Origin of the sequence: Pseudomonas sp. 5C2, assembly GCF_034314155.1 — a bacterium.
Classification (GTDB): domain Bacteria; phylum Pseudomonadota; class Gammaproteobacteria; order Pseudomonadales; family Pseudomonadaceae; genus Aquipseudomonas.
This window is the reverse complement of record NZ_JAVIWH010000002.1, coordinates 862,949-884,132: the sequence shown is the minus strand read 5'-3', so window position 1 is coordinate 884,132 and position 21,184 is coordinate 862,949. Positions and strand designations below refer to the sequence as shown.

General features: G+C 56.8%; 19 protein-coding genes and 1 pseudogene. 8 read left to right on the top strand and 12 right to left on the bottom strand.

What is annotated here, in order from left to right; all coding sequences use genetic code 11:
• Positions 1-5 precede the first annotated feature (5 nt).
• The 3 genes from sixA to RGU44_RS04745 are packed head-to-tail and all read right to left on the bottom strand — an operon-like array spanning position 6 to position 1,869.
• Entirely contained in the window at positions 6-461 is a 456-nt protein-coding gene (gene sixA / locus RGU44_RS04755; protein ID WP_322179526.1) for a phosphohistidine phosphatase SixA, read from the bottom strand.
• Positions 458-802, bottom strand: a complete 345-nt coding sequence (locus tag RGU44_RS04750; RefSeq protein WP_322215879.1) for a DUF4389 domain-containing protein — start codon at positions 800-802, stop codon at positions 458-460. Before RGU44_RS04750 ends, sixA begins: the two co-directional genes overlap by 4 nt.
• A 44-nt stretch (positions 803-846) precedes the next feature.
• The gene (locus RGU44_RS04745; protein WP_219060825.1) at positions 847-1,869 is read right to left on the bottom strand and encodes an NAD(P)H-dependent glycerol-3-phosphate dehydrogenase; all 1,023 of its coding nucleotides are present in this window, start codon (positions 1,867-1,869) and stop codon (positions 847-849) included.
• A 290-nt stretch (positions 1,870-2,159) separates the two neighbouring features.
• Between RGU44_RS04745 and RGU44_RS04740 the strand changes: the two are divergent.
• From RGU44_RS04740 to RGU44_RS04710, 7 genes and pseudogenes are all read left to right on the top strand, one after another.
• Positions 2,160-4,092: pseudogene (locus tag RGU44_RS04740) on the top strand (response regulator).
• A 205-nt stretch (positions 4,093-4,297) separates the two neighbouring features.
• A complete protein-coding gene (fabA, locus tag RGU44_RS04735; RefSeq protein ID WP_219060823.1) occupies positions 4,298-4,813 on the top strand; it encodes a 3-hydroxyacyl-[acyl-carrier-protein] dehydratase FabA in 516 nt (171 codons plus the stop codon).
• 10 nt (positions 4,814-4,823) lie between these two features.
• Complete coding sequence (gene fabB, locus RGU44_RS04730; RefSeq protein WP_322179529.1) at positions 4,824-6,044, top strand: beta-ketoacyl-ACP synthase I; 1,221 nt, start codon at positions 4,824-4,826, stop codon at positions 6,042-6,044.
• Positions 6,045-6,140: 96 nt separating this feature from the next.
• On the top strand, positions 6,141-7,352 hold the full coding sequence (locus RGU44_RS04725) for a substrate-binding domain-containing protein (RefSeq protein ID WP_322179530.1): 1,212 nt from the start codon (positions 6,141-6,143) through the stop codon (positions 7,350-7,352).
• Positions 7,340-10,324 (top strand): EAL domain-containing protein, encoded by a 2,985-nt coding sequence (locus RGU44_RS04720; protein WP_322215876.1) that lies wholly within the window; start codon positions 7,340-7,342, stop codon positions 10,322-10,324. The genes RGU44_RS04725 and RGU44_RS04720 overlap by 13 nt, the downstream gene beginning before the upstream one ends.
• 50 nt (positions 10,325-10,374) lie before the next feature.
• Complete coding sequence (locus RGU44_RS04715) at positions 10,375-10,794, top strand: OsmC family protein (RefSeq protein WP_322179532.1); 420 nt, start codon at positions 10,375-10,377, stop codon at positions 10,792-10,794.
• A 57-nt stretch (positions 10,795-10,851) separates the two neighbouring features.
• The gene (locus RGU44_RS04710) at positions 10,852-11,712 is read left to right on the top strand and encodes a pirin family protein (protein ID WP_322182721.1); all 861 of its coding nucleotides are present in this window, start codon (positions 10,852-10,854) and stop codon (positions 11,710-11,712) included.
• A gap of 104 nt (positions 11,713-11,816) precedes the next feature.
• Here the strand turns inward: RGU44_RS04710 and RGU44_RS04705 are convergent, their stop codons facing one another.
• The 4 genes from RGU44_RS04705 to RGU44_RS04690 all read right to left on the bottom strand — a co-directional run bounded on the left by RGU44_RS04705 (position 11,817) and on the right by RGU44_RS04690 (position 15,537).
• Complete coding sequence (locus RGU44_RS04705; protein WP_322179533.1) at positions 11,817-12,545, bottom strand: dienelactone hydrolase family protein; 729 nt, start codon at positions 12,543-12,545, stop codon at positions 11,817-11,819.
• 64 nt (positions 12,546-12,609) lie between these two features.
• Positions 12,610-14,514: a molecular chaperone HtpG gene (gene htpG, locus RGU44_RS04700; protein WP_322179535.1), complete on the bottom strand. Its 1,905-nt coding sequence runs from the start codon at positions 14,512-14,514 to the stop codon at positions 12,610-12,612.
• A 103-nt stretch (positions 14,515-14,617) separates the two neighbouring features.
• Positions 14,618-15,061, bottom strand: coding sequence for a PaaI family thioesterase (locus tag RGU44_RS04695; protein ID WP_322179536.1), 444 nt, complete (start codon positions 15,059-15,061; stop codon positions 14,618-14,620).
• Complete coding sequence (locus RGU44_RS04690; RefSeq protein ID WP_322215874.1) at positions 15,058-15,537, bottom strand: PaaI family thioesterase; 480 nt, start codon at positions 15,535-15,537, stop codon at positions 15,058-15,060. The genes RGU44_RS04695 and RGU44_RS04690 overlap by 4 nt, the downstream gene beginning before the upstream one ends.
• A gap of 158 nt (positions 15,538-15,695) precedes the next feature.
• On the opposite strand from RGU44_RS04690, the gene RGU44_RS04685 reads away from it, so the two are divergent.
• The gene (locus tag RGU44_RS04685; RefSeq protein ID WP_322179538.1) at positions 15,696-15,953 is read left to right on the top strand and encodes a hypothetical protein; all 258 of its coding nucleotides are present in this window, start codon (positions 15,696-15,698) and stop codon (positions 15,951-15,953) included.
• A 51-nt stretch (positions 15,954-16,004) separates the two neighbouring features.
• On the opposite strand, the gene RGU44_RS04680 is transcribed toward RGU44_RS04685, so the two are convergent.
• The 5 genes from RGU44_RS04680 to sucC all read right to left on the bottom strand — a co-directional run bounded on the left by RGU44_RS04680 (position 16,005) and on the right by sucC (position 21,005).
• The gene (locus RGU44_RS04680; RefSeq protein ID WP_322179539.1) at positions 16,005-16,394 is read right to left on the bottom strand and encodes an MAPEG family protein; all 390 of its coding nucleotides are present in this window, start codon (positions 16,392-16,394) and stop codon (positions 16,005-16,007) included.
• Positions 16,391-17,134 (bottom strand): DUF599 domain-containing protein, encoded by a 744-nt coding sequence (locus RGU44_RS04675; protein WP_322179540.1) that lies wholly within the window; start codon positions 17,132-17,134, stop codon positions 16,391-16,393. Before RGU44_RS04675 ends, RGU44_RS04680 begins: the two co-directional genes overlap by 4 nt.
• 193 nt (positions 17,135-17,327) lie before the next feature.
• On the bottom strand, positions 17,328-18,641 hold the full coding sequence (gene brnQ, locus RGU44_RS04670) for a branched-chain amino acid transport system II carrier protein (protein WP_322179541.1): 1,314 nt from the start codon (positions 18,639-18,641) through the stop codon (positions 17,328-17,330).
• Between the two features lie 316 nt (positions 18,642-18,957).
• Complete coding sequence (gene sucD, locus RGU44_RS04665; protein ID WP_322179542.1) at positions 18,958-19,839, bottom strand: succinate--CoA ligase subunit alpha; 882 nt, start codon at positions 19,837-19,839, stop codon at positions 18,958-18,960.
• Positions 19,839-21,005 carry an ADP-forming succinate--CoA ligase subunit beta gene (gene sucC / locus RGU44_RS04660; RefSeq protein ID WP_322179543.1) on the bottom strand — a complete coding sequence of 389 codons (1,167 nt, stop codon included), beginning with the start codon at positions 21,003-21,005 and terminating at the stop codon, positions 19,839-19,841. The genes sucD and sucC overlap by 1 nt, the downstream gene beginning before the upstream one ends.
• Between the last annotated feature and the right edge of the window lie 179 nt (positions 21,006-21,184).

Genomic DNA, 21,184 nt, shown 5'->3' with positions numbered 1-21,184 from the left:
CCGGATCAAGGATGCCGAATGCTGCACAGTTCCATCAGACCCGCCAGCGGAAAATCCCCTTCGAGCTCAGCCAGGCTGGCGGTGCTCATGGGTTGGGCCTCCCGGTAATGACCGTCGACAAGCAATCCCACCAGCGCTCCCACCAGCGGTTGATGGCCGACCAGGAGCACATCGTCCGTCGAATACAGATCCAGTTCGCTCAGAACCTTTTGCGGGTCGCTGTCCGGAGTCAACCAGGGAACGGTCACGATCGGCTCGTTGAACCCGAGGACTTGATGGACCAGTTCAGCCGTCTGCTGTGCACGCACATAGGGGCTGGCGATGATCCGGTTCAGCGGCTTGCCCAGCAGGTGCGCTGCACTTTTTAGCACGTCTTCGCGACCGTGAGCGGTCAGTTCGCGCTCGGCATCGCTGCGCGCATGGGAGTGAGCTTCGCCGTGGCGCAAAATCCACAATTTCACAGTTTAGGTTCCTCGTCTCGGACGGGATGCGGCGCAGGGGTAACGCAATGCGGTGCCTCGCCTTCGGGCGCTCGCGGCGCAGGCCAATCGGCGAAAGGCCAGGGCTTCTGGTCGCTGTGGAACGCGCCGAAACGACCGATCTGCGCCAGGTACTGACTCACGCTGTCGCCAAAGTTCATCAAGCTGCCACTCGGAGCGCCGTAGATCAGGCGGTAGCCCACCTGCACCAACACCACGCAGCCGAGCACGACTTGTGCCAATTGCCAGATCAATACGAACAGCAGCATCCACAGGATGCGCAGCAGGACCGACTCATTCTGTTCGAGTTTCGATTCGTTCAAGACCTTCACCTATTTCTAAGGGCTTCAGTTAAAGGGTGGCGCGGTTAAAAACCACTAGTGGAAATAAAGTCGACATCGGTTTTCGGCTCCGCACGCATCAACACTTCGATGACTTGATTAAGCGTACGGCCTTCGAAAAGAATCGCATGCAAGCCCGCGACCAGTGGCATATACACCTGCAACTCATCCGATTTGGCCTTGAGCACCTTCAGGGTATTCACCCCTTCCGCCACTTCGCCCAAACGGGTGACGGCCTCTTCAAGACTCAAACCCTGACCAAGGGCGAAACCCACCTGATAGTTACGGCTCTTGGGCGATGAGCAGGTCACGATCAAATCGCCGACCCCGGCCAAGCCGAGAAACGTCATCGGGTTAGCGCCCTGACTCACGGCAAACCGGGTCATCTCCGCCAAGGCACGGGTGATCAGCATGCTCTTGGTGTTTTCGCCCATGCCCAACGCAACCGCCATGCCCGCGATAATTGCGTACACATTCTTCAGCGCGCCGCCCAGCTCGACACCAAACCGATCGGCGCTGGCATACACGCGAAACGTCCGACCGTGCAGCGCGGCCTGCACCTGCTGGCAGAGGTCTTCATCTGCACTGGCCACCACCGTGGCGGTCAACGCGTGCTCGGCGATTTCTCGGGCCAGATTGGGTCCGGACAACACACCGATGCGCGCATTCGGGGCGATTTCTTCGAGGATTTCGCTCATCAGCTTGAAGGTGTGCGCCTCAATGCCTTTGGTCAGGCTCACCAACATCTTGCCGGTCAAAAGGTCAGCATGAGGCGCCAGCACCGAACGCAAGGCGCTGGAGGGCAAGGCGACGAAAATCAACTCGCTGCCGTTCAGTGTGGTCAACAAGTCCGTGACCGGCTCAACCGCAGGGTGAACCTTGATGCCTTTGAGGTACCGTGGGTTCTCGCGGTTGACACGGATCGCCTCGGCCTGAGCCGGGTCGCGCATCCACTGCCTGACCGGATAACCGTTCTCTGCCAGCAGATTCGCCACAGCAGTACCGAAGCTGCCGCCTCCAAGAACCGCAATAGGTTGCTGTTGAGTCATAACCAATCCATTTAGAGCCATCACATCTGGCGATGGCAGCATTATACGGGGCAGAGCCTGCGCGACCAGCCTTGAAGAGATTCAATTCAGGCCGATCAACACCCTACAAGTTCAATGGAAATTACCGCAGCGTCGGTTACCATGCCCGACTCCCCCTTTTGATGGCGTTTCGCGATGACCTGTCAGTCAAGGATAAGCAGTGTTTATGACCAATGGATCATAAAACTGTGTGCGCAGCTCACGTGCCTGCCGGGGAGCGATCCACCGCGGGTGGCAGGAGAAAGCGTCCGATGACTTTCCGCCTGAACTGGGGCATCAACACCCGCACCCAAATCATCAGTCTGGGACCGGCGCTGCTACTGACCTTACTGCTGATCAGCTTCTTCACCTTCGTGCGGATTCAGGACTTGCGTCAAGAATTGACTCATACCGGTCAATTGATCGCCAACCAGCTGGCTCCAGCGTCGGAATATGGCGTGATCGTGGGCAACGATGACGTTCTCGAAGGCCTGATGCGCGCTACACTGGCCACGCCCCACGTGCGCTTTCTGGAAGTGCAGGACAACGCCAACCACGTGCTTATGTACGTCGAGCAACCGAAGGAAAACGGCACACGACCCACTCAAGTGGAGATCTTCCAGGCACCTATCCGGTTACAGAGCCTCCCGTTGGGGAATGACGCCCTGGAAGCACAGCCATCCTCGGCCAGCCCGCCGAATGAGGATTACCTGGGCCGGGTGATCGTCGGCATGTCTAACGATGCATTCAGTCAGCGCCAACAGGAAATCCTGCTCAAGGCCGGGGTTCTGGCACTGTTTGCTCTGCTTTTTACCTATATCCTCGCCCGTCGTCTGGCGCTGAGCCTGTCGCAACCGATCAGCGACATGGGTGAAGCGGTCAAGGCAATCCAGCTTGGTGACTACAACAGGCCATTACCGGTGACCGACGACAGCGAACTGGGTGACTTGGCGCGACATATCAATAACCTCGCCTACGGACTTGAACACGCCAGCCGCGAACAGCAACAAACCATTGACCAACTGATTCAGACCCGCGAAGAAGCCGAACGCGCCAACAGTGCCAAATCCAACTTTTTGGCCATGATGAGCCACGAACTGCGCACGCCCATGAACGGTGTACTGGGGATGCTGCAGTTGATGGAAACCACCAAAATGACCGATGAGCAGACTGAATACGCTGCGTTGGCGACTGAATCAACCGAGCATTTGCTGCGGGTGATCAACGATCATCCTCGACTTCTCGCGTATTGAGCGCGAAGCGCTGGCGCTAGAGCATATACCGTTCAATCTGGCTGAACTGATCAGCACCTCGGCCCAGGCGTTCCACCATAACGCCCAGCAACGCGGCATCTCGCTGGAGCTGAATATCCCTCCGGGACTGGAGTCCCTGGAGGTCGAAGGTGATCCGACCCGTATTCGGCAAATTCTGGTCAATCTGATCGGCAACGCATTGAAGTTCACTGATCTGGGCAGCGTACAGATCGAGACCCGGTGGCAGCCTCTGGATCAGGAGTCGGTCTGGTTCACCTGCACGGTATGCGACAGCGGCATTGGTATCTCCGCCGAGCGCCTGGAGCTGATGTTCAATGCCTTTGAACAGGCGGACAGCTCGATCTCCCGACGGTATGGCGGTACCGGGCTAGGTTTGCCTATCGCCAGAAGCCTGGCCGAGCGGATGGGCGGAACGCTGCGGGCACGGAGCGAAGAAAGCATGGGATCAATCTTCACCCTTGAGATTCCGCTGGCGCTGCACAGGAAAAAAGCCCCTGAACAGGTACCGACCTTCCTCGCGGGTAACAGCAACGGCAAAAATCAGCATGTGCTGCTGGTTGAGGACAACCCGGTCAATCAGACCGTGGTCGAGGCGATGCTGCGCAGTCTGGGCTTCCAGGTCAGCGTGGTCAGCGATGGGGCGCAGGCTGTGAGCGTGGCTCAGACTGGAAATTTTGCGGCGATACTCATGGATTGTCGCCTGCCAGTGATCGACGGCTACGAAGCGACGCGGCAGATTCGTCAACTGACAAACTGCATTCAGGTGCCCATCATCGCCCTGACCGCCAACGCATTGCACGGTGATCGGGAGGCCTGCTTACAGGCGGGAATGAGCGATTACCTCGCAAAACCCTTCAAACGTACTGATTTACAGCAAGTTCTTCAGCGTTGGCTGCCCTTTCAAGCATCTGCGACTGGCGATAAATGCTAAATTACGGCAGTCTTAGTGACCAGATCAGCTCGCAAACGCTGCTTGGATAATAATTCCAGTGCACAAGTGTACTTTCATTTCCCTTGTGCTGTGACTTTCACTACAACGCAATAGTCTATGAGTAGGCTGACGGCAGAGACCTGGCGCGTCAGCCGGACAGGAAAATTTGCCTTACCCTGCCGCACAGGATTATTGAGGAGCTCGCATGACCCAACAAAACGCCTATACCCGGGAAGACCTGCTGCGCTGCAGTCGCGGTGAGCTGTTCGGCCCAGGTAACGCGCAACTGCCCGCCCCGAACATGCTGATGGTAGATCGCATTACCCATATCAGCGCAGAGGGTGGCAAGTACGGTAAAGGTGAATTGGTCGCCGAGCTGGATATCAATCCGGACCTGTGGTTCTTCGCCTGTCACTTCGAAGGTGACCCGGTGATGCCAGGCTGCCTGGGCCTTGATGCCATGTGGCAACTCGTCGGCTTCTATCTCGGTTGGCAGGGTAATCCTGGCCGCGGCCGAGCTTTGGGGTCGGGCGAAGTGAAGTTTTACGGTCAGGTTCTTCCGACCGCAAAAAAAATCACCTACAACATCCATATCAAACGCACCATGAAAGGCAAACTGGTCCTGGCAATTGCCGACGGCACCGTGAGCGTTGATGGTCGCGAAATCTACAGTGCCGAAGGCCTTCGGGTCGGCCTGTTCACTTCCACTGAAAATTTCTAAGGGTATCCGCATGCGCCGCGTCGTTATCACTGGTCTGGGCATTGTTTCCTGCTTGGGCAATGACAAAGACACCGTTTCCGCTAATCTGCGTGCAAGCCGCCCTGGCATCCGTTTCAATCCGGAATATGCCGAAATGGGTCTGCGTAGCCAGGTTTCCGGCTCCATTGACCTCAACCTCGAAGAGCTGATCGATCGCAAGATCTATCGCTTCGTCGGCCATGCAGCGGCTTACGCTTACCTGGCCATGAAGGACGCTATCGTCGACTCCGGGCTGTCCGAAGACCAGGTGTCCAACCCGCGCACAGGCCTGATTGCCGGCAGCGGCGGCGCGTCGACGCTTAACCAGATGGAAGCGCTGGACATCCTTCGCGAAAAAGGCGTCAAGCGCGTTGGCCCATACCGCGTCACGCGGACCATGAGCAGCACCGTCTCCGCCTGTTTGGCCACCCCGTTCAAGATCAAGGGCCTGAACTACTCCATCGCGTCTGCCTGCGCCACCAGTGCTCACTGCATCGGTAACGCAATGGAACAGATCCAGATGGGTAAACAGGACGTGGTCTTCGCCGGTGGCGGTGAAGAGGAGCACTGGAGCCAGTCGTTCCTGTTCGACGCGATGGGCGCTCTGTCCAGCCAGTACAACGAAACGCCGGAGAAAGCCTCCCGCGCTTACGATGCCAAACGTGACGGTTTCGTCATTGCCGGTGGCGGTGGCATGGTCGTGGTTGAAGAGCTGGAGCATGCTCTGGCTCGTGGCGCGAAAATCTACGCAGAAATCGTCGGCTACGGTGCAACGTCAGATGGCTACGACATGGTCGCCCCAAGCGGCGAAGGCGCTATTCGCTGCATGCAAATGGCGCTGTCCACTGTTGAAGGCCCGATCGACTACATCAACACTCACGGGACTTCGACTCCGGTCGGCGACGCGAAAGAGATGGAAGGTGTACGTGAAGTCTTCGGCACCAATGCGCCTGCTATCAGCTCGACCAAAAGCTTGTCGGGTCACTCTCTGGGCGCTGCCGGCGTTCACGAGGCGATCTATTGCATGCTGATGATGGAAGGCAACTTCATTGCTGGCTCTGCCAACATCGAAGAGCTGGACCCGGTTGTCGCCGACATGCCGATACTGCTCAAGACCCGTGAAAACGCAAAAGTCGATCAGGTCATGAGCAACAGCTTCGGCTTCGGTGGCACCAATGCCACCTTGGTGCTGAAACGCTGGCAGGGTAAGTAATACCTGCATATAAAACGGCACCCTCGGGTGCCGTTTTTCTTCGCTTTTTTTCGCACCCACAGCACCTTGTGACACCTCCCTACGTAGCCGAATGCCATGGACGAATATGATCGCAATGTCGGCGCAAGGCCTGGCATCTCACGTGGTAGCGACCCCAAGCGAATGAAGAGGCCCTACTTACTCGGTATAGTTTCAATTACAGCCTTCTTTTTTTTAGCTGCAGTTCCCGTGCATGCCCAAAATTCACCAAGTCCGCTGGCCAGAGACGATGTCAAAAACGCCACGGCCTTCGTCAGCCAGGCACAGCAGATCGTTGCCAAGGCAACCCTCAAAGCTCACTGGAGCGGCCCCGAGTCCGGCCCTCCCGCCCCTCGGGGAAAAAACATTGCCTTTGTGGCAGAAGATTTACGCAATGGCGGAATTATCGGTGTTGCGCAAGGCGCACGCGAGGCGGCAGCGGTGATGGGCTGGTCGCTCAAGATATTCGATGGCGGCGGATCTTCAGCCGGACGCGCGAAAGCCTTTGCCGATGCGCTGGCAGCAAACCCCGACGGCCTTATCCTGTGCGGCTCCGATGCACGCGAGAACCATGCAGCACTGGAAACCTTTGCCAACCAAGGCGTGCCTGTCGTTGCCTGGCACGCGGGCGCGCAACCGGGGCCGATTGCCGGCACGCCTGTCGCCATGAACGTCACCACCGACCCGGTGGAGGTCGCGCGCCTCACTGCATTGGCGGCAGTAGCGCAATCAATGGGTCATGCTGGCGTGGTCATCCTGACCGACTCCAGGTACAGCATCGCCACAGCCAAGGCCAAGGCCATGGAAGACGTCATCCAATCCTGCAAAGGGTGCACCCTGCTGGAAGTGCGCGACATCGCAATCTCCGAGAGTGGCGAGCGTATGCCCGCGATTACAAGGGATCTGCTCCTGCGATACGGCAAACGCTGGACGTATATGCTGGCCATCAACGATATCTATTTCGACTACTCAACTGCAACGTTGACCAGCGCCGGGATACCGAGCAATGGGCTCAATCTGCTGTCTGCCGGAGATGGCAGCGCTTCCGCATTTTTGCGAATTCAGGCAAAAACTTATCAGACCGTCACAGTGGCCGAGCCTCTGAATTTGCACGGATGGCAGGTGATGGATGAATTGAACCGACTCCTTGCAGGGCTCCCTGTCAGCGGATTCGTAGCGCCAGTTCATCTGGTCAATGTCGACAACGTCGCTTTCGATGGCGGGGAGAAGTTCCAGTACGACCCAGACAATGGCTACCGGACTATGTACCGCCGCCTATGGAACCGCTGACCGTGAACGTGACGTCCCGACTCACCGCCGTGTATCGCCAGCTACTCCCGCAATCGCTACGCGCTCAGTTCATCCTTGCATTTCTAGCGCTGACCCTGTTGATCCTGGCGGGCGGCGCGACGGCGGTCTACGCCCTGCGTACATCAAACAACGCCGCCCGAGAGCTGACCAAAGAGCAACTGGTCCGCATGCAAGCTGGACAGGACATGCTGCAGAGCACTCTGCTGATCGAACGCCAGACGGATCAACTACTGACCACCCCCTCTTTCGATACCCTGCGTTCAAGCTATGCAGAGACGGTTAAACAGCTTGAGGCACTTGATCGCCTGGTGGTTCAGCTGACAACCGCGAGCAATGCTGTCGCGATACTTGACGTGCATCAGTCAAGTCAACTATTTCGCAATACCGCCAATATCGTGGCTCAACTGCGCGAAGGCATGCTGCAAACCGAAGTCGACTTCGAGCGCACCCTGAAGGATCGTACCAGTCGCTTGATCGGCACCCAAACTCAAGGCAGCCCGGAACTGGCGGTTCTGCTGTACAACTTGCCCGTCGTGAGTGACCGCAATGCGGTGGAGCTGCTGCGTACGCGGTTCATGCGCAAAGCCGCCGCGACACGCGAATTACCCGATGCAGTGCGAAACGATGTCGCCACCCTGCAATCGCAACAACCTGACCCCATTGATCCTGAGGCGCAAGATCCGTTCTCCCTACGCCTGAAACTGATCAGCCAGCACGACGTTCTAGAGCACTTTCATGACGCTCTGGAAAACCAGGCAGAATCCTTGGTGATGGTCGCACGCGAGCAATCCGACGCGTACACCCAAGACTACCGGGAAGCCGTGCAGGATCTGGTCGAGGCCTCCAATCGCAGCCAGCAATGGATCCTCATCATGCTGGACGGCAGCCTGATACTTGCATGGTTTGTGACGCGCATATTCATGGGTCGTCATGTGCTCGTGCGCCTGAATGAGATCAGCCGCCAGCTACGGCAGGAGCGTATCGACGATACGTCGCTAGTGATGGAGGTGCGGGAGAAGGACGAGATCGGCGACATGGCACGCGCCGTGAATCAGTTTCTGAAAGATCGCCAGCAGCTTGAAAGAAAAACCGCCGAATTGAGCACCGTCAAAGAACGGCTCGCCTTGCAAAACTCACAATTGCAGCAGGAGGCCGTTGTACGCACCGGCCAGGGTCACGTCCTTGAGCTGATCGCGAAAAGTACTGAACTCCAGGAGGTCCTCGACAGTCTGGCCCATCTGGTTGAATCGCAGATGAACGACATGATGGTGTCCATCCTCCTGCTGGACGAAGAGGGAACGCATCTCCTGCATGGGGCCGCACCCAGCCTGCCGAAGACCTACACCCAGGCCATCGACGGGGTTGCAATCGGCCCGAAGGTCGGTTCATGTGGCACTGCCGTGTATCGACGGGAACCGGTGATTGTTGCTGACATCGAGGACGACCCGTTGTGGGAAGATTATCGATCAATCGCAGCGCCCTACGGCCTACGCGCCTGCTGGTCGACCCCCATCCTGTCCCATGATCGAAAGGTCCTGGGAACCTTTGCCTTGTATTCCCGTACGGTCCGCAGCCCCGTCAAGGTCGAGATGCAGCTGATTGGCATAGCGACACACCTCGCCGGAATCGCAATTGAGCGCAAACACACGGAAAACCGCATCCGCTACATGGGAGACCATGATGCATTGACCGGACTGCCGAATCGCACGCTGCTGGAAGACCGCCTCAAACAGGCCATCCTTTACGCTCAACGTTGTGCTCGCCGGGTAACGGTGGTGTTCATCGACTTGGATAAATTCAAACTGGTCAATGACAGTCTGGGCCACAGCGCCGGGGATGAGCTGCTGAAAACCGTCGCCAGCCGAATGGTCCAATGCGTGCGACGCACCGACACGGTCGTTCGACTGGGCGGCGACGAATTCGTGATCATCCTGTTCGATCAGCCCTCTGACGCCGACGGTATCACCCCGGTCCTGCAGAAAATCCAGGAAGCCATCCTGCAACCCATCCAGCTCAACAGGCACACACTCCATGTCACCTGCAGTATGGGACTGGCCACCTACCCTGCCGATGGAACCGACACCGAGACCCTGCTCAGAAACGCAGACGCCGCCATGTATCGGGCTAAGGAGCTGGGCCGCAATAGTTACCAGTTCTACACCAGTGAGATGAACAGCAAGCATAAGGGCAAGCTTGCCATGCAGGACGGGCTTCGAAATGCAATTGACCATGAGGAGTTCCTGTTGCTGTATCAGCCCCAGGTGGATTTACACTCAGGTCAGGTCATCGGCGTGGAAGCACTGATCCGCTGGCAGCACCCCACACTCGGCATGGTTTCCCCCATCAAGTTTATTCCGCCAGCCGAAGAAACCGGATTAATCGTGCCCATTGGCGATTGGGTGATCCACACAGCCTGCAAACAGAACAAAGCCTGGCAGGATGCAGGCATGCCCCCAATCACCGTGTCAGTCAATATTTCAGCACGCCAATTCATCGAAAGGGACTTGGTCAGCCGGGTGCAGCACGCGTTGCAGGACAGCGGGCTGGACCCCAGATACCTAGAGCTGGAACTGACCGAAAGCTTGATCATGCAAGACCTTAAGCAAGCCATTGTCAAAATGAAGGAACTGCAAGCGATGGGGATAAGCCTCTCGATCGACGACTTCGGCACCGGCTACTCAAGCCTCGCCGCACTGAAAAGCTTCCCCATTGCCCGACTGAAAATTGACCAGTCTTTCGTGCGTGACCTTCCCGATAACGAGAATGACAGGGCCATCGCCACGGCCGTGATTTCATTGGGGCATAAACTGAACCTCAAGGTGATCGCCGAGGGCGTAGAAACCGAACAACAGAAAGTTTTCCTGCGTGAAAACGGCTGCGATGAAATGCAAGGCTATCTGTTCAGCAAGCCTGTCTCGGCACAAGAGATAGAGCAGCTGCTTCTGCTGTAATACGCCAGTTCCATACCGCAAAGTGCCGCTTCATCTCTGAGAGGTTTTCCATGACCATCACTGTCAACACGCTGTCCGGCAACGGCTATCGCCACAGCATTGAAATCAATCACAAACATAAGCTGCTGACCGATCTTCCTGTAGGCCTCGGCGGCGAAGACTCCGCGCCCGATCCTCATGATTATTTCGATGCAGCCCTGGGCGCGTGCAAGGCATTGACGCTCAAGCTGTATGCCGAAAAACACGAAATCCCGCTGACCGGTGTCACTGTCGAGGTCACACGCGACAGCAGTCAGGAGCGGGAAGGCAAGTATCATCTGCATGTCGAACTGACCCTTGAGGGCATGCTGAGCGATGAGCAGCGTACCCTGCTGCATCGCATCGCAGATCGCTGTCCGGTACACAAGCTGATGACCACGACTGAAGTCAGCATCGAAACTCACCTGACAGAAGGCGCCTTCGACCAATAACGCCGGACACATCAACGCGGGTTATGCTTTGTGCATCGACCCGCACTGCTTGCCGAGATGACGCTCATGATCGTAATCAAGCCCCGCACAGAAGATGTCGAAGGCCAACCGATTCTACGCCCGCTGCCGTCAGCCAAATGCCGCAGTATCGGCCCTTTCGTTTTTTTTGATCACATGCTGGAAACGGATTACCCAGCTGGCAGCGGCATGAATATCCGTCAACATCCGCATATCGGCTTGTCTACCCTCACTTACCTGTTCGAAGGCCAGCTCTTGCACAAGGACAGCCTTGGCAGCGACCAGTTGGTCCTACCCGGTGATGTAAGCTGGATGACGGCCGGTAGCGCCGTTGCCCACATCGAACGCACACCGGAAAAGCTGCGCAGCAGCGGCTCACGCTTGCATGGACTGCAGGTCTGGCTGGCGTTACCTAAACCATACGAACAAGGCCCAGGGCATTACAGCCATCATCCCGCACAGACACTGCCGGTTAGCGATAACCTCGGCGTCTGTATTCGGATGATTGCTGGCAGCGGGTTTTGCCTGTCATCACCGGTACCGGTGCTGTCGACTACGTTATATGCCGAAGTAAGCCTGCAAACCGCCACTGCGCTGACGATCCCCGCTGACCACGAAGAGCGGGCGCTGTATGTGGTCAGCGGTGACGCGCAACTGGATGGCGAGCCGATAGAGGCGCGCAGTTTGATCGTGCTGCCGGTCGGAGAAAGCGTGACGTTATGCGCTGACAGCGCATGTCATGCCGTGCTGATTGGCGGCGCCGCGCTGGACGGACCACGACGGATCAACTGGAATTTTGTAGCCAGCGACCCGGCGCTGATCGATCAGGCACGAGCGCGCTGGGCGGCCGGTGATTGGCCGACGGTGCCGGGTGAAAGCGAGAGGATCGAGTTGCCTTAGTTTGAATCCGGGTGCCTGACACTCCGCCATCGCGGACAAGCCCGCTCCTACAAATTGAATGAGTGGGCTTGCAGGCCGCGATAGACCCGACAGGATCTCGGTTATCAGCCTTTGAACACCTCATCCAACAAATTGTGCATCGACGCAAACGCTCGCTTCGCGGTTTTGGCGTCGTACATCATCATGCCCGGCGTGTTCGCTTCCGGATCGGTGAACGAGTGCACCGCACCGCCGTAGCTCAGTAATTGCCAGTCCACGCCCGCCGCGTTCATTTCAGCTTCGAACGCAGGCAGTTGCTCTTTAGGCACCAATGGATCGGAAGCGCCATGCATGACCAACACCGCCCCCTGGATATTTTTTGCGTCCGCCGGGCTGGGTGTATCCAGCGTGCCGTGGAAGGATACCGTCGCTTTCAATGCAGCACCGGTACGGGCCAGTTCAAGCGAGCAGCAGCCGCCGAAACAAAACCCGAAAGTCGCCAACTTGAGGGTGTCTACAGGCGCGTCTACCTGAGACTTCAACGCGTCGAGCGCAGCCTGCATGCGCTTGCGCAGCAATGCCCGATCATTTTTAAGCGGCATCATCGCTGCGCCCGCCTCATCGCCATTTTTCGGGCGCGTACCCTGACCATACAGGTCGGCCACCAGCACGACATAACCTTGCTCTGCCACCGCCTGAGCGATTTTTTCCGCACCTTGGCTAACGCCCATCCAGTTGGGTGCCATCACCAGACCCGGACGCGAGGACGCGTCACCGGAATCAAACACCAAACGGCTCTCGTAGGGCTGGCCATCAATCTGATAAACCACTGAACGAACAGTCACGTTGCTCATTGCTGACCTCCAAAGAAAATGACTAAAAAAAATCCCGCCGAGGCGGGATTTTCATACCGGGTGTTTAAACCGACAACTCTACCAAGAGCTTGTTCAGACGGCGCACATAAGCGGCTGGGTCTTTCAAGCTATCACCTGCGGCCAGGGCCGCCTGATCGAAGAGAATGTGCGACAGGTCGCCGAATCGCTCTTCACTCTGCTCAGTATCAAGTTTGGCAATCAATGGGTGGGCCGGATTGAATTCGAAGATCGGCTTGGACTCCGGAACCTTCTGGCCACTGGCCTCGAGAATCTGACGCATCTGCAGACCGAGGTCCTGCTCGCCAATCGCCAGAATCGCAGGAGAGTCGGTCAGGCGGTGGGAAACCCGCACTTCACTGACTGCGTCGCCCAGAGCGACTTTCAGCCGTTCGATCAAGCCTTCTTTATCCTTGGCGACTTCTTCCTGGGCTTTCTTGTCCTCTTCGGAATCAAGCTTGCCCAGATCCAAGTCACCACGGGCCACGTCGACAAAACCTTTGCCGTCGAAGTCGCTGAGGTAGCTCATCAGCCACTCATCGATACGGTCGGTCAACAGCAGCACTTCGATGCCTTTCTTGCGGAAAACTTCCAGGTGCGGGCTGTTCTTGACCTGAGCGTAAGTTTCGCCAGTCAGGTAATAGATCTTGTCCTGACCTTCCTTGGCGCGCGCCAGATATTCAGCAAGCGCCACAACTTGCTCACCGCCGTCTTCATGGGTCGACGCAAAGCGCAGCAAGCCGGCAATTTTTTCTTTGTTGGCGAAATCTTCTGCCGGGCCTTCTTTCATGACCTGACCGAAGTTTTTCCAGAAGCCTTTGTATTGCTCAGGCTCGTTCTTCGCCAGTTTTTCCAGCATGTCCAGCACGCGCTTGGTCAGCGCCGACTTCATCGAATCGATGATCGGGTCTTTCTGCAGGATTTCACGGGATACGTTCAAAGACAGGTCATTGGAATCGACCACGCCCTTGATGAACCGCATGTACAACGGCAAGAACGACTCAGCCTGGTCCATGACGAATACGCGCTGGACATAGAGCTTCAGCCCACGCGGCGCTTCACGCTGATACAGGTCGAAAGGCGCACGGCCCGGAACGTACAGCAACGAGCTGTATTCCAGCTTGCCTTCGACCTTGTTGTGGCTCCAGCTCAGTGGGTTTTCGAAATCGTGAGCGACGTGTTTGTAGAATTCCTGGTATTCCTCGTCCGTCACCTCAGTGCGCGGACGGGTCCAGAGTGCGCTGGCGCGGTTGACGGTTTCCCATTCCAGCTCAGGTGCAGCTTCACCTTCGACAGCGGCCTGTTCTTTCGGCAACTGGATCGGCAAAGCAATGTGATCGGAGTACTTCTTGATGATGTTGCGCAGACGATAACCGTCGGCGAATTCACCTTCAGCGCTTTTCAGGTGCAGAACGATACGGGTACCACGATCAGCTTTCTCAAGGGTCGCGATTTCGAACTCGCCTTCGCCCTTGGACGCCCAATGCACGCCTTCGCTGGCAGGTACGCCAGCACGGCGGCTGAACACTTCAACCTTGTCGGCAACGATGAACGCTGAATAAAAGCCCACACCGAATTGGCCGATCAGGTGCGAATCTTTCTTCTGATCGCCGGACAGGTTCTTCATGAAGTCAGCAGTGCCCGACTTGGCGATAGTGCCCAAGTGGGTAATCGCATCTTCACGGCTCATGCCGATGCCGTTGTCTTCGAGCGTGACGGTTTTCGCGTCCTTGTCGAAGCTCACACGGATTTTCAGCTCAGCGCCGCCTTCGAGCAAGTCCGGTTTGGACAACGCTTCGAAACGTAATTTGTCGACAGCGTCAGAGGCGTTCGAGATCAATTCGCGAAGGAAAATTTCCTTGTTGGAATACAGCGAATGGATCATGAGGTGCAGCAGTTGCTTTACCTCGGTCTGGAAGCCCAGGGTTTCCTTTTGAGTTTCCACACTCATGGTTATCAAACTCCAATCAGATGGCACAAGCCGCATACACAGCGGCGGGATGTCATCAAAATGGGGGCTGGGTCCGATTTTTCAAGGGCTTATACGTGTCGATCTATGATTCTTCGATTTTAAAATGCGCCCGCGCCGTGGCAACGGGCTCGGCCGAGGTGCTCTGCCAGGCGGTAACAGCGACATTGGCCACCCGTCGCCCCTGCCGCCAGACCTGGCACTGCGCATAGGTGTCCCGAAAATAACCGGCACGCAGGTAGTCGACCGAGAAGTCGATGATCTTGGGGACTGAGCCCGATCCGGTGGCAACCAGCAAATGCATGGCTGCCGCCAACTCCATGAAGCCTGCGATCACGCCGCCGTGAAGGGCCGGTAACAGGGGGTTACCGATATTGTCCTTGTTGGCAGGCAGGCGAAACAGCAACGCATCATCCTGACGCGAACATTCAATACCGATCAGTTTCGCGTAGGGAATCAGCTCGAACAATCTTTCATAGCTGCCCTGTTCACGAGCCTGGCGAACCTGGTCCTTGAAATCAATCGTCATAACGCACCGCCATTGATCGAGCCGCCCAACCCCTTACTGCCTGCAGCAGCCCCCTTGCCCATGCGCATGAACGTCCCGACCACATGGGCAATCGGCTGTTGCGGGTCAGCCTGATAAGCAAAACCCCGGATAAACATAACGTCGGTGGTCACCCGATAACACTGGGCAAAACCAAAGACGTCTTTGTGTGGTTCAGCGGGATGCATATAGTCGATGCGCAGATCGAGAGTCGGGCACACTTCAAACTCCGGCAGCACGCAAAGCGTGGCAATCCCGCAGGCGGTGTCCATCAGCGACGTCAGCGCGCCGCCATGGATAACGCCGGTTTGCGGATCACCAACGATGTGCGGACTGTAGGGGAGGATCAGGGTCATGCCTTCGGTATCTGCGCGGTGCACGCGCATGCCCAGAACCTGGCAATGCCGGAGCACCGAAATAAAGCGCACCGCGCGCTCAAAAATGGGGTTATCGCTCATTGAACGCTGACTCTGATTATTTTTATAGGAGGCCAGCATAGCCTCAGCGTAAAGCGCCTAAAACATCAACCTTTATATATCTGTAGGACAGGTGGAACTAAATTTATGGGCCGGCGCTCGAAAGGCTAGTAGATATCTTTGATAAGGAGAAACACCCCATGCGTAAATCTTTAGCCTGTGTCCTGATGCTTTCTGCCACTCTGGGTCTCGCCGCGTGCAATAAAGCCAGCGAGAACAAACAGCAAGATGCCAACAAAGCAGCGCAAGAATCCCAAGAGTCGATGAACAAGGCCCAAGACAAAGTCAACGACGCCGCCAAAGAAAGTCAGGACGCTGCCCAGAAGAATGCTGAAGCCGCTCAAGAGCGCGCCAAAGAAGCCAACGGCCAGGCCCCAGCACCAACCACTACCAAGTAAGCTGAGACGTTTTCAGGCCATGAAGCCCGCTCGTAGCGGGCTTCATTAGTCTCAGCGCAGCAACGGGCTGAGCATTAATCCCAACGAACACAACAGCCCGACAAACCAGGCCAGGCTGCGCACGGTTGGAATATCCGCCAGATACGCTCCCAGAAAAATCAAACGCGCAATCACGAAAACCACGGCGATCCCATCAATTAAAAAGCCTTGGGTCTGCGTGGTATGGGCGACAAACACCCCCGCCGAAAACAACACGAACGCTTCGAAACTGTTCTGATGCGCCGCCAATGCGCGGGCGCCATAACCGGTCAATTGCGCCTGCTGGGCACGCGGCAAATGGTTGTTGTAACCACCCTGCTCTTTCATCGCTTTGCCGACCGGAATCCGCGCCACATAAATCAACACCGCGCTGATAAACAAACACCAGAAAGGGATACTCATAACGCCGTCGTCTCCTTGATGGGCTCCGCAGTCGGAGCCTCCGTTTGGGTGTAGACCATCACTTGCAACACATCGGAATGAAACTCCCGCCGGTACAACACCAGCACCACCCCTGTGCTCATCAACATGAATAACCAGGGGCTGACAAACCAGGCGAGCATCGTCATGCCGAAATAGTAAGCGCGCAACCCGAAGTTGAACTGGTTGGCAGCCATGGAGATAACCCGGGCAGCGCGTAAGGCAAACGACTTGCGCTCCAACTCGCTGACATGACGCTCACCGACCATGGGCGCAGAGCCGATCAGCACCGCCGCGAAGTTGTACTGACGCATGCACCAACTGAATGTAAAAAAGGCGTAGACGAAGACGGATGCCAGGCACAACAGTTTGATTTCTGACATGCCCTGCGAAACCTGCTGGACCATGGGAATGTCCGCCAACAGCGATACTGCCCGCTCGGAAGCGCCCAACACAGTGAGAATGCCGGCAAGGATGATCAAGGTGCTCGACGCGAAAAAAGAGGCGTTACGTTCCAGATTACCGATCACGCTGGCATCGGCGATACGGTTGTCACGCAGCAGCATTCGGCGCATCCAGTCCTCCCGATAAAGGTGCAAAACGCTGGCCAGGCAAGCAGTGTCGGCGGCCTTCAGGCTGGCATAGCGGGTATAACCACCCCAGCAGATGATGAACCAGAGTGCTGCCATGAGATGAATTAGATTGGCTTGAATGAACGACATGCAGTATTCCGAAGCGCGTGGGCAGGATTGAGAACAGTAAAGAGCATTCTCTGTGCTTCGACGACACCCCATGGAAAAAGACACTGATCACGCGTGCAAAAAAAGCCCCGCACTATTAAATGCAGGGCTGTTTGAGTGTTGCAGCATGCGACAGGAAGAGCGCGATCCACCCGTGCAATGTTAGCGAGTGACTTCAGGCCAGCGCTTCGCGGCGCTTGCCCAGCAGCCGGTCGCAGATGACTGCACCGGCCAGCGTGATCACCGCTGGCACCAGCCACGCCAGGCCTTGCTCACTCAACGGCAAATGCGCCAGTCGAGTCGGCAGCCAATCGGCGAGACCCGCACCCTTGCAGGCGTCGATGATGCCAAACAACAACGACACCAACATCACTGGTGCGACGATGCGACTTTGTGAGTGCCAGAAGTCCTTGCAGAAGCTCAGCGCCACCAAGACGATGCACGGCGGGTAGATCGCTGTCAGCACCGGGATGGAGAATAGAATCAGCTTGGTCAGCCCCAGATTGGACACCAGCAACGAAAAACCAGCCAGCAGGATCACCAGCGCTTTGTAAGACAGCGGCAAGATATTGCTGAAATATTCGGCGCAGGCGCAGGTCAGGCCGACAGCCGTCACCAGACAGGCCAACGAGATCAGCACCGCAAGAAATCCACTGCCCAGCGAACCGAAGGTATGTTGCACGTAGGCGTGCAGCACCACAGCACCGTTACTCGCCCCTGCCGCTATCGCATGGCTGCCTGCCCCCAAGCGAAACAGGCAGATATAGACCAGTGCCAGACCCAGGCCGGCGATCAGCCCGGCAATGATTGCGTAACGAGTGATCAGCTGTGGCGAATCAACGCCCCGCGAGCGGATAGCGTTGACGATCACAATGCCGAACACCAACGCCCCAAGGGTATCCATGGTCAGGTACCCATTGATAAAGCCTTGAGAGAACGGCGCAGCCACGTACGCTGGCTCGGCAACCCCGATGTCGCCAGCGGGCAAGGCAAATGCAGCAATCCCCAGTACGGCCAACGCGAAGATTTTTAGCGGGGCAAGGAAGCGACCCACGGTGTCGAGTAGACGACCCGGGTACAGCGACACCCAGAACACGACAAGGAAGTACACCAGGCTATACAGAAACAGCGCCAGCGGGCTGTCACCCGTCAATGGCGCCAGCCCCACTTCGAACGACACGGTGGCCGTGCGTGGGGTCGCGAACAGCGGCCCCACCGCGAGGTAGCAGACCGCCGCGAGAATGCCGCCAGCGACTTTACCAATCGGGCTGCTCAGCGCATCCATCGCGCCGCCGACCTTGGCCAGAGCGATGACCGTGACCACCGGAAGACCCACTGCGGTAACCAGGAAGCCCAGCGCCGCCATCCACACCTGCGGCCCGGCCTGCAAACCCACGATGGGAGGGAAGATGATATTGCCAGCCCCGACAAATAGGGCAAACGTCATAAAACCAAGTGCCAGAATGTCCTGGCCTTTCAACACTTTCATTACGGAAATACCACACTACTGAATCGGAATTTAGAGGGGATTTCCCGGAGGGTTAGGGAAATGATGCCGGTCCTTATAAGACAGGCACGTAAAGCGAAACGGCTCCTTATGGGACCCGGGTACGCAAAATGGCAAGTAGCCTAACGAATCAGGCCATGGAACGCACTATTGTAGGGCGTACTGTCTCATTAACGACTTACCATGTCGTATTTGTGACAGTGAGGACAGCGATCGCCTGTCAGTCGTTAAATGCCAGAAAGCACAAAGGCCACCCGAAGGTGGCCTTTGTTGATTGCGTTGTCAGGTCAGCAGAAGCTTACTTGATAGCCCAACCAGTCAGTTCAGCCAAAGCTTTACCGATGTCTGCCAGCGAACGCACGGTTTTTACACCCGCGTCTTGCAGCGCAGCGAATTTCTCGTCTGCAGTGCCTTTGCCGCCAGAGATGATTGCGCCAGCATGGCCCATGCGCTTGCCCGCAGGGGCAGTCACACCAGCGATGTAGGAAACAACCGGTTTGGTCACGTGTGCCTTGATGTAGGCAGCCGCTTCTTCTTCAGCCGAACCGCCGATTTCACCGATCATAACGATCGCTTCAGTCTTCGGGTCTGCCTGGAACAGCTTCAGGATGTCGATGAAGCTTGCGCCCGGGATCGGGTCACCGCCGATGCCCACGCAAGTGGACTGACCGAAACCGGCGTCTGTGGTCTGCTTCACAGCTTCGTAAGTCAGGGTGCCGGAACGCGACACGATACCGACTTTACCTGGCAAGTGAATGTGACCGGGCATGATGCCGATCTTGCATTCGCCTGGAGTGATCACGCCTGGGCAGTTAGGCCCGATCAGGACCACACCCAGTTCGTCGCACTTGACCTTGGCATCAAGCATGTCCAGGGTAGGGATGCCTTCAGTGATGCAGACGATCAGCTTGATACCGCTGAATGCTGCTTCAAGGATGGAATCCTTGCAGAACGGTGCTGGAACGTAGATCACGCTGGCGGTAGCGCCAGTGGCTTCTACTGCTTCACGCACAGTGTTGAACACTGGCAGGTCCAGGTGAACTGTACCGCCTTTGCCCGGTGTCACGCCGCCAACCATTTTGGTGCCGTAGGCAATGGCTTGCTCGGAGTGGAAAGTACCTTGTGCGCCAGTGAAACCCTGGCAGATGACTTTGGTGTCTTTATTGATCAGGACGCTCATTACTTGCCCTCCGCAGCTTTGACAACTTGTTGAGCAGCGTCGGTCAGGCTGGTAGCCGCGATGATGTTCAAACCGCTTTCTGCCAGTACTTTAGCGCCCAGTTCAGCGTTGTTACCTTCAAGGCGAACAACAACCGGGATTTTCACGCCAACTTCTTTCACTGCGCCGATGATGCCTTCGGCAATCATGTCGCAACGAACGATGCCGCCGAAGATGTTGACCAACACTGCAGCGACATTGCTGTCGGACAGAATGATCTTGAACGCTTCAGTTACGCGTTCTTTGGTAGCGCCACCGCCAACGTCGAGGAAGTTGGCTGGTTTGCCGCCATGCAGATTGACGATGTCCATGGTGCCCATGGCCAGGCCAGCACCGTTGACCATGCAACCGATGTTACCTTCCAGCGCCACGTAGTTCAGTTCGAACTTGGCAGCGTGAGCTTCGCGCGGATCATCTTGCGATGGATCGTGGAAAGCTTTCAGCTTTGGCTGGCGGTAAACAGCGTTAGGATCGATGTTGATCTTGGCATCGAGGCAATGCAGGTTGCCGTCAGCCTTGATAACCAGCGGGTTCACTTCCAGCAGAGCCAGGTCGTAGTCCTGGAACAGCTTGGCCAAGCCAACGAAGATGTTGGTGAACTGCTTGATCTGGTCGCCTTTAAGGCCCAGTTGGAAAGCCAGGTCACGGCCCTGGAAAGGCTGAGCGCCTACCAGCGGATCGATAGTGGCCTTAAGAATCTTCTCAGGGGTGTCGTTAGCGATTTTCTCGATGTCCACACCACCTTCGGTGGAAGCCATGAACACGATGCGACGGCTCGAACGATCCACTACAGCGCCCAGGTACAGCTCTTTGGCGATGTCGGTGCAGGTTTCAACCAGGATCTTGGTGACTGGCTGACCATTGGCATCAGTCTGATAAGTCACCAGACGCTTGCCCAACCACTGTTGAGCGAAAGCCTTGGCTTCTTCTTTGCTACGAACCAGCTTTACGCCACCCGCTTTACCGCGACCACCCGCGTGAACCTGGGCTTTGACGACCCATTCGGTCCCGCCAATTTTATCGCAAGCTTCTGCTGCTGCTTCCGGGGTGTCTACTGCGTAGCCTTTGGATACTGGCAGGCCGTATTCAGCGAAGAGCTGCTTACCCTGATATTCGTGAAGATTCATTCTTATTACCGTCTTCGTTAGTGCTGCGCATTCGGTGCTGCACTTCGAGAAGTGCCGCACCACCTGTGACCGCTACCTCGGATGACCTCAGGAATGTGCCGAAACAATGCTCTGTACGTTCCTGAAGGCGCCCATAAGCTTGAGTCCGGCGGACGTTCCGCGGTGAGACTTGCTAGCAA

Coding starts and splice junctions, on each gene's coding strand:
- RGU44_RS04745 (WP_219060825.1), bottom strand. CDS start 1,869: ATGACTCAACAGCAACCTATTGCGGTTCTTGGAGGCGGCAGCTTCGGT.
- fabA (WP_219060823.1), top strand. CDS start 4,298: ATGACCCAACAAAACGCCTATACCCGGGAAGACCTGCTGCGCTGCAGT.
- fabB (WP_322179529.1), top strand. CDS start 4,824: ATGCGCCGCGTCGTTATCACTGGTCTGGGCATTGTTTCCTGCTTGGGC.
- RGU44_RS04725 (WP_322179530.1), top strand. CDS start 6,141: ATGGACGAATATGATCGCAATGTCGGCGCAAGGCCTGGCATCTCACGT.
- RGU44_RS04720 (WP_322215876.1), top strand. CDS start 7,340: ATGGAACCGCTGACCGTGAACGTGACGTCCCGACTCACCGCCGTGTAT.
- RGU44_RS04715 (WP_322179532.1), top strand. CDS start 10,375: ATGACCATCACTGTCAACACGCTGTCCGGCAACGGCTATCGCCACAGC.
- RGU44_RS04710 (WP_322182721.1), top strand. CDS start 10,852: ATGACGCTCATGATCGTAATCAAGCCCCGCACAGAAGATGTCGAAGGC.
- RGU44_RS04705 (WP_322179533.1), bottom strand. CDS start 12,545: ATGAGCAACGTGACTGTTCGTTCAGTGGTTTATCAGATTGATGGCCAG.
- htpG (WP_322179535.1), bottom strand. CDS start 14,514: ATGAGTGTGGAAACTCAAAAGGAAACCCTGGGCTTCCAGACCGAGGTA.
- RGU44_RS04695 (WP_322179536.1), bottom strand. CDS start 15,061: ATGACGATTGATTTCAAGGACCAGGTTCGCCAGGCTCGTGAACAGGGC.
- RGU44_RS04690 (WP_322215874.1), bottom strand. CDS start 15,537: ATGAGCGATAACCCCATTTTTGAGCGCGCGGTGCGCTTTATTTCGGTG.
- RGU44_RS04685 (WP_322179538.1), top strand. CDS start 15,696: ATGCGTAAATCTTTAGCCTGTGTCCTGATGCTTTCTGCCACTCTGGGT.
- RGU44_RS04680 (WP_322179539.1), bottom strand. CDS start 16,394: ATGAGTATCCCTTTCTGGTGTTTGTTTATCAGCGCGGTGTTGATTTAT.
- RGU44_RS04675 (WP_322179540.1), bottom strand. CDS start 17,134: ATGTCGTTCATTCAAGCCAATCTAATTCATCTCATGGCAGCACTCTGG.
- brnQ (WP_322179541.1), bottom strand. CDS start 18,641: ATGAAAGTGTTGAAAGGCCAGGACATTCTGGCACTTGGTTTTATGACG.
- sucD (WP_322179542.1), bottom strand. CDS start 19,839: ATGAGCGTCCTGATCAATAAAGACACCAAAGTCATCTGCCAGGGTTTC.
- sucC (WP_322179543.1), bottom strand. CDS start 21,005: ATGAATCTTCACGAATATCAGGGTAAGCAGCTCTTCGCTGAATACGGC.